Annotated in this window: 6 protein-coding genes and 2 pseudogenes; 4 read left to right on the top strand and 4 right to left on the bottom strand. The window is 70.2% G+C overall.

Annotation, left to right across the window (positions count from 1 at the left end):
- Positions 1 to 500 (bottom strand): annotated as a pseudogene (locus ASG00_RS19000) (DUF5134 domain-containing protein); the annotation flags it as partial.
- A gap of 92 nt (positions 501 to 592) precedes the next feature.
- Here ASG00_RS19000 and ASG00_RS13015 point away from each other — a divergent pair.
- Positions 593 to 2,014 carry a PepSY-associated TM helix domain-containing protein gene (locus tag ASG00_RS13015; protein WP_056210120.1) on the top strand — a complete coding sequence of 474 codons (1,422 nt, stop codon included), beginning with the start codon at positions 593 to 595 and terminating at the stop codon, positions 2,012 to 2,014.
- Here ASG00_RS13015 and ASG00_RS13020 read toward each other — a convergent pair.
- Positions 1,993 to 2,490 carry a gluconokinase gene (locus tag ASG00_RS13020; RefSeq protein ID WP_056210122.1) on the bottom strand — a complete coding sequence of 166 codons (498 nt, stop codon included), beginning with the start codon at positions 2,488 to 2,490 and terminating at the stop codon, positions 1,993 to 1,995. The genes ASG00_RS13015 and ASG00_RS13020 overlap by 22 nt on opposite strands.
- Positions 2,491 to 2,628: 138 nt before the next feature.
- On the opposite strand from ASG00_RS13020, the gene gndA reads away from it, so the two are divergent.
- Positions 2,629 to 4,032 carry an NADP-dependent phosphogluconate dehydrogenase gene (gene gndA / locus ASG00_RS13025; protein WP_056210369.1) on the top strand — a complete coding sequence of 468 codons (1,404 nt, stop codon included), beginning with the start codon at positions 2,629 to 2,631 and terminating at the stop codon, positions 4,030 to 4,032.
- Positions 4,033 to 4,098: 66 nt separating this feature from the next.
- On the opposite strand, the gene ASG00_RS13030 is transcribed toward gndA, so the two are convergent.
- Positions 4,099 to 4,827 carry an ABC transporter ATP-binding protein gene (locus ASG00_RS13030; protein WP_045248660.1) on the bottom strand — a complete coding sequence of 243 codons (729 nt, stop codon included), beginning with the start codon at positions 4,825 to 4,827 and terminating at the stop codon, positions 4,099 to 4,101.
- A 38-nt stretch (positions 4,828 to 4,865) separates the two neighbouring features.
- Positions 4,866 to 6,341, bottom strand: a complete 1,476-nt coding sequence (locus ASG00_RS13035; RefSeq protein WP_045248659.1) for an ABC transporter permease — start codon at positions 6,339 to 6,341, stop codon at positions 4,866 to 4,868.
- A gap of 174 nt (positions 6,342 to 6,515) precedes the next feature.
- On the opposite strand from ASG00_RS13035, the gene ASG00_RS13040 reads away from it, so the two are divergent.
- Positions 6,516 to 7,253, top strand: a complete 738-nt coding sequence (locus ASG00_RS13040) for a response regulator transcription factor (RefSeq protein WP_045248658.1) — start codon at positions 6,516 to 6,518, stop codon at positions 7,251 to 7,253.
- Positions 7,253 to 7,771: pseudogene (locus ASG00_RS18590) on the top strand (hypothetical protein); the annotation flags it as partial. The gene ASG00_RS13040 and the pseudogene ASG00_RS18590, both read left to right, overlap by 1 nt.

A 7,771-nucleotide genomic window follows, 5' to 3' on the forward strand; every position in this document is an offset into this window, starting at 1 on the left:
ATCCACCACACCGCGAAGGCGGCGACGACCGCGATGACGACGCCGTTGAGCACGACGATCCACTCCGGGGTCGCGGCCGGCGCCGCGGCATCCGTCGCTCCGCCGCCGTGATGATGACCGGATGTCCCGTCCCCACCGGAGCCCATGAGCGCCGGCATGGCGACCAGCATCCAGACCATCGCGCCGGTCACGACGACGTGTCCGGCGAGGTCGACCCGCCCCGCGCGTGAGGGGGACTGCGGAAGCGACACCAGCAGCGCGATCGCGACGACCGCGAACACGGCGATCTGCGCCCAGGTGAGTTCGGCGCCCGCAGCCCACCACACCATCGTGACCATGGCGATGCTCATCAGCAGGTGCGCCACCTCGACGACTTCGGCGGTGCCGAAGGGCGCCCCCGCGGGTGCCGCCCGGCGGGTACGCACGAGCGAGACGAGGGAGACGAGACCCGTCACCGAGAACAGGATCGTGAAGACGGCGCTCCACAGCGGCGAGAACATGGCACTCCAGCGGTCGGGGGTCGGGTGAGACGATCCCTGAGATTACTCTACGATTTGTAGACATATCTGCTGACAACCCCGGGAGCACCGCCATGACCACCGCCGACGCGCCTCCGCTCGAGGCCGCCACCCCCGCACCGGCTCCGCGCCGCCGGCGCATCAACTGGTTCGCGGCGTTCTGGCGGTGGCACTTCTACGGCTCGGCGATCGTCATCCCCGTGCTGCTCGTCCTCGCGATCACCGGGCTCACCTATCTCTACCGCGCCCAGGTCGACGCCCTCACCCACCCGGGCGTGCTCACCGTGAGCGCATCCGCGGGCGCGGAGCGCGCCCCGCTGTCGGCGCAGGAGGCCGCCGTGCGCGCCGCCTACCCCGACCGGGACATCCTCTCGGTCACCGACAACTCGGGCGACCGGTCGACGATGTTCGTCACCGCCGTCGGCGACACCACCCGCAACGTCTACGTCGACCCGTTCCGCGCGAGCGTCACCGGCGACCTGTCGACCGACGACCTCGTCTCTGACTGGGCTCTGCGCATCCACGGCACGCTGCTCGCGGGCGACCTCGGCGATCGCGTCATCGAGCTCGGCGCCTGCTGGGCGATCGTGCTGTCGATCACCGGAGGCATCATCTTCTTCCTCGGACGCAAGCCGCGCGTCGGCGCCCGGCGTAAGCGCCTGTCGATGTCGGGCGTGCGCTCCACGCACGCCTGGGTCGGTCTCGGGGTCGGCGTCGGCATCCTGTTCCTCGTCGTCTCGGGCCTGCCCTGGACGGGGTTCTGGGGCGCACAGGCACAGCAGGTCGCGGCGCAGAACGGCACCGGGCTCTGGGGCGACGACCCCGGGGCATCCTCGACCGTCGGAGACCTCATCGAGCGCACCGACGGATCGTCGGGACCGGCCGGGTGGGCGATCTCCGAGGGGCGCACGGGCACCTCGACGGGGGCGGGCTCGGTGATCTCGATCGACACCGCCGTGGCCACCGCCCGCGCGCAGGGCGCGCCCGAGCCGTACTTCGTCGCCTACCCCGAAGGTGAGACGGGCGTCTACAGCGTCTTCGGCGATCAGTGGCACAACAACGGGAATCCGGCCGAGTCGGATGTCTCGCTCGAGACCACCGTGCACGTCGACCAGTACTCCGGCGCGGTCGTCGGACAGTACGGCTACGCCGACTACAGCACGCTCGCGAAGATCGTGTCGCAGGGCATCGCCGGGCACGAGGGGCGCCGCTTCGGCCCGCTCAACACCGTCATCACGACCGCGTTCTGCCTGGGCGTGATCTTCCTGTGCGTGACAGGCCCCGTCCTCTGGTGGAAGCGTCGCGGCGGCGCGACGGGCATGGCGGCCCCACGCGGGCGACTCCCCCTGTTCACGAACATCGTGCTGCTCGCCGCCGTCGTGGCACTCGGGCTCTTCCTGCCGCTGTTCGGGCTGTCGCTGCTGGTGATCCTCGCGCTCGACCTGCTCGTGATCCGGCGCGTGCCGGCGCTGCGTCAGTTCTTCGGCTCAGTCTGAGCGGTGCCGCCGAGCGCGTCGAGCGCGCGCTCGGCGGTCGCCTGAGGCGACAGGTCGGAGACGAGTGCGACCCCGGGTTCGTCGGCATCGAGCGGCTCGACGAGCGCGAGCTGGGAGGCCAGCAGCGACGGCGGCATGAAGTGGGTGCGCGCCCGCATCCGCTCCTCCAACACCGCCGCATCGGCGCTCAGCACGATGAATCGCACCGCCGGGTCGCCAGCCCGCAGCCGGTCGCGGTAGCGGCGCGCGAGGGCGGAGCAGGCGACCACCGCGCCCTCCCGAGCGGCCGCAGCGACGCGGTCGAGCCACGGCCAGCGGTCGGCGTCCGTCAGCGGCACCCCGGCCGACATCTTCGCGATGTTCTCGGGCGGATGCAGCACATCGCCGTCGACGAACGGCGCGCCCAGGCGAGCGGCGAGCGCCTCGCCGACGACGGTCTTGCCGACACCGCTCGGCCCGGCCACGACGATCCCCATCGCCCCAGTCTGACGCCCCGCCGGGCGGCCCCGCGCCCTCTAGGCTGGAAGCGCACGTTTCTGCGGCGTTCGCCGCGCATCCAAGGAGCATCAGTGACCGAGGCAGCAGCCAACATCGGAGTCGTCGGACTCGCCGTCATGGGGTCGAACCTCGCCCGCAACCTCGCCAGCCGCGAGGGCAACACCGTGGCGATCTTCAACCGCACCTACGCCAAGACCGAGGAGCTGCTCACCGAGCACCCCGAGGCCGGATTCGTGCCCGCGCGCGACTACGCCGAGTTCGCCGCGTCGCTGCAGAAGCCGCGCACCGCGATCATCATGGTCAAGGCCGGCGGCCCGACCGACGCGGTCATCGAGGACCTCATCTCGGTGTTCGAGCCGGGCGACATCATCGTCGACGGCGGCAACGCCCTCTTCACCGACACGATCCGCCGCGAGAAGCGCGTGCGCGAGACGGGCATCAACTTCGTCGGCATGGGCGTCTCCGGCGGCGAGGAGGGCGCGCTCAACGGCCCCTCGCTCATGCCCGGCGGCTCCGACGAGTCGTGGACCACGCTCGGGCCGATCCTGCGCTCGATCGCCGCGATCGCCGAGGGCGAGCCGTGCGTGACGCACGTCGGACACGACGGTGCCGGCCACTTCGTGAAGATGGTGCACAACGGCATCGAGTACGCCGACATGCAGCTGATCGCCGAGGCCTACGACCTCATCCGTCGCGGCACCGGCAAGTCGCCGGCCGAGATCGCCGACATCTTCGCGGCGTGGAACGAGGGCGAGCTGCAGTCCTACCTGATCGAGATCACGGCGGAGGTGCTGCGACAGACGGATGCCACCACCGGTCGCCCGCTCGTCGACGTCATCCTCGACCAGGCCGGAGCGAAGGGCACTGGCGGCTGGACCGTGCAGACGGCGATCGACCTCGGGGTGCCCGTGTCGGGTATCGCGGAGGCCGTGTTCGCCCGCTCGCTGTCGAGCCACCCCGAGCAGCGCGCCGTGTCGCAGAACCTGCCCGGCCCGCGCGGCGAGATCGCGGTCGACGACGCCGACGCGTTCGTCGAGCAGGTGCGCCTCGCGCTCTACGCGTCGAAGATCGTGGCGTACTCGCAGGGGTTCGACGAGATCCGCGCCGGCGCCGCGCAGTACGACTGGTCGATCGACCTCGGCAAGGTCGCCTCGATCTGGCGCGGCGGGTGCATCATCCGCGCCCAGTTCCTCAACCGCATCACCGAGGCCTACGACGAGCAGCCGACGCTCCCCGTCCTGCTCACGGCCCCGTACTTCGTCGACGCCCTCGAGCGCGCGCAGAGCGCGTGGCGTGAGATCGTGCGGGTGGCCGCGACATCCGGGATCCCCAGCCCGGCGTTCTCGTCGTCGCTGTCGTACTACGACGGCCTGCGCGCCGACCGGCTGCCGGCGGCCCTCATCCAGGGACAGCGCGACTTCTTCGGCGCCCACACCTACAAGCGCGTCGACCGCGACGGCACCTTCCACACGCAGTGGTCGGGCGACCGCACCGAGATCGAGGCCGTCGACACGCACTGACCCCGCACGACGAACGGCGCGCGGCCCCGGGGCATCCGGGACCGCGCGCCGTTCGCGTGTACGGGGTCAGCGCGTGATGTCGCGCACCTCGCCCTTCTCGAGGCGGAGACGCCGATGCGCGCGCTTCGCGACGGCCGAGTCGTGGGTCACCACGAGGAGGGTGAGCCCCTCCGCGTTCAGCGACTCCAGCAGCACGAGGATCTCGTCGCGCATGCTCTCGTCGAGGTTGCCGGTGGGCTCGTCCGCCAGCAGCACAGCGGGGCGCTTCGCCGTGGCGCGCGCGATGGCGACACGCTGCTGCTGACCTCCCGACAGCTCGCCCGGCTTGTGGTCGAGCCGGTCGGCGAGGCCCACGTGGGTGAGCGCCTCGACCGCCCGCGCGTGCCGTTCGGCCGCGGGAAGGCCCAGCGGGGCGAGTCCCATCTCGACGTTCTCCTGGGCGGTGAGCGTGGGGATGAGGTTGAAGCCCTGGAAGACGAACCCGATCTGCGTGGCGCGAAGGCGTCCCAGTTGTGCGTTCGACGCCGTCGCGATGTCGATGTCGCCGAGTTTCACGCTGCCGCTCGTGGGGCGGTCGAGCGCCCCGAGCAGCTGCAGCAGGGTCGACTTGCCGCCGCCCGTCGGGCCCTGGATGGTCGCGAACTCGCCCGCGCCGATCTCCAGATCCACCCCCTTGAGAGGGGTGACGGTGCGCTTCTTCTGCGCGTACGTCTTCACGACGGCGCTGAGTCGGTAGCCGGCCGCGGCGACGGGCGCCTCGACCGATTCCGGTGTGGTGTCGATGGTGGTGTCCATGTGTCCTGTCCTGACCTGTGTCGAAGGGATGCCGCGGCTCACGCGACCGAACGGAGGGCTTCGGCAGGGCTCAGCCGCGCTGCGCGCCAGCCGCCGAAGGCGCCTGCGACGACACCGCCGAGCACGGCCAGGCCGATGGCCGCCACGATCACCCAGACGGTGACGGGCGCGTGGAGGACGATGTTGCTGACCGCCTGGGTCGTCTGACCGAAGCCGCCCGGTGCGCCGCCACCGCCGCCGGGACCGCCCTGACCGCCGGTCGAGGTCGACGGGGCGGAGGAGATCGTCGGGGAGACGATGTTGATGATGATGATCCCGGCGAGGCCGATCACGAGTCCGACGACGCCGCCGATGAGGCCCTGCACGAGGGTCTCCCCCGCGACCTGCCCCACGACTCGGCCGTTCGACCAGCCGATCGCCTTGAGGGTGCCGAACTCCCGCGTGCGTCGTGAGACGCCCGAGATGGTGAAGAGCACGGCGAGCGCGAGGGCGACGACCAGCACGATGACCGAGAGCCAGGTGCCGAGGTTGGTGATGAGCGAGGTGGCGCTGGACAGCGAGCCCGACACGGTCGAGGCGAGGTCGCTCTGCGAGCTCACGGTCGCACCCGAGATCGCGGCGCTGAGGTCCGTCTTGATGCTCGAGATCGCATCGGCGGAGGTCGCCTGCACATAGATCGTCGAAACCACGTCGCCGACGCCCGCGAGCTTCTGCGCGACATCCAAGGGGATGTAGACGTCGCTGGCCGTGTCGGCCGATGACGAGTCCGAGGTGCTCGAGGCGACGATCCCGACGATGGTCATGTCGGTGCCGCCGACCGAGATCGTGCTGCCGACGGCGAGGCTCTTGCTCGTGGCGTACGTCGAGTCGACGACCGCGACGTCGGTGCCCTTGTCGCTCGCGGTGAGCAGACGGCCGGAGCTGACGGTGACCGCCGAGAGGGGGCCGACAGTGGCGTTCGACGGGTCGATGCCGAGCACCGTGAACGAGTTCACGTCGAACGAGCTGGGGCCGCCCGCGCCCCCGCTCTCGCCGCCCGACGGCGGCTGACCCTGGGTGCCGGTCGACCCGCTCGACGAGCTCTGCGACGGGATCTGCCCCGAGAAGGTCATGTTGGTGAGGCTGAGCGCGCCGGATGCCGCGGCCACCCCGGTCGTCGAGGTGACCGTCGACAGCGCGGTGGCGTCGAGCGTGCCGCGGCGCATGTCGGTGACCAGGCGCGATTGGCTGAGGGTCGTCGTGCCGTCGGAGGTCGAGCCGTCGCCGCTGCCGAACTGGAAGCGGCCGTTGCTCGAATCGGTGGATGATCCGGGTTGACTCACTGCTCCGGTGACGGTCAGGTCGGTGCCGACGCCGTAGACGGACGCGAGCGCTTGGCTCTGCGCGTCCTTGACGCCTGCGGCGAGCGAGTTCACGATGACGACGAGCGCGATGGCGATTGCGAGTCCGGCCGCGACGATCGCCGTCTGCTTCTTGCGCCCACCGAGCTCGCGGCGCAGGTATCTCAGATACATGTGGAAGGTCTCCTCTCGGGGTCTGTGTCCCGCCTGGGACGGTAGGCACCGGGATGATGTGCGCGACATCTGTCGCCTATGTGCCGCCGATGAAGGGAGAGCCTTCCGAAACTCACAGCAGGGACATAGGATCTGCCATAGTCGACTCATAGACAGGCGCGCAGAATCGGAGGTATGACCACGCCCACCGTTGCACCCGCCCTCACCCGCGCCGACGGGACTCCCCCGCGTGTGCTCGTCGTCGACGACGAGCAGATGCTCACCGATCTGCTGTCGATGGCTCTGCGCATGGAGGGCTGGGACGTGAAGTCCGCGGCATCCGGCTTCCAGGCGCTGCAGGCGGCCCGCGACTTCGAGCCCGACGCCATGGTGCTCGACATCATGATGCCCGACCTCGACGGGATGTCGGTGCTGCACCGCCTGCGCCAGGCCGGCAGCGATGTGCCGGTGCTGTTCCTCACGGCGAAGGATTCGGTCAGCGACCGGGTCGCCGGACTCACCGCCGGCGGCGACGACTACGTCACGAAGCCGTTCAGCCTCGAGGAGGTCGTCGCGCGCCTTCGTGGTCTCATGCGTCGCGCCGGAACCGCCCAGGCGAGCGACGCCGAACCCATCCTGCGGGTCGGCGACCTGTCCCTCAACGAGGACAGCCACGAGGTCGAACGCGCGGGACGCGAGATCGAGCTGACCGCGACCGAGTTCGAGCTGCTGCGCTATCTCATGCGCAACCAGCGTCGCGTCGTGTCGAAGGCGCAGATCCTCGACCGCGTCTGGAACTACGACTTCGGCGGACGCTCCAGCGTCGTCGAGCTGTACATCTCGTACCTTCGCAAGAAGATCGACGCGGGCGAGACCCAGGCCCTCATCCACACGGTGCGCGGCGTGGGCTACATGATCAAAGCCTCGCAGTGATGGCCCGTTCCCCCCGGCAGTGGCTGCGACGCCGCTGGTCTCTGCAGACGCGCCTCATGGTCACAGTGATCGGCTTCGTCTCGGTTCTGCTGGTGGCGATCGGCTTCGCGACCGGTGCGATCCTGAATCACATCCTGCAGGACAATCTCACCGCGCGCCTCACGAACGAGATGCAGCTGCTGCGGGTCGATCAGACCTCGACCGCGGCCGAGATCCTCACCGGCGGACGCCAGGAGGCCGGCTTCCTCCTGGTGGTGCAGAACTTCTCGAACGGGCCGACGTCACCCCAGACCGTGACCGGCGCCTACGTCGGCAGCGACCTCACCGTGCACACGATGACCTCGGCCGACCAGTCCGCGCTCATCGCGGACCTGCGCACACCGGGCGATCCCGACAGCGGCGCGGTGACCGAGGCGACCGCGGGAACGCTGGGCAAGTACCGCCTGATGGCGGCGACGGCGCCCGGAGGCACCTACGTCATCATCGGCATCCCGACATCGACGCTCACCCAGACCGTC

Origin of the sequence: Microbacterium sp. Leaf351 (assembly GCF_001423825.1) — a bacterium.
Classification (GTDB): domain Bacteria; phylum Actinomycetota; class Actinomycetes; order Actinomycetales; family Microbacteriaceae; genus Microbacterium; species Microbacterium ginsengisoli.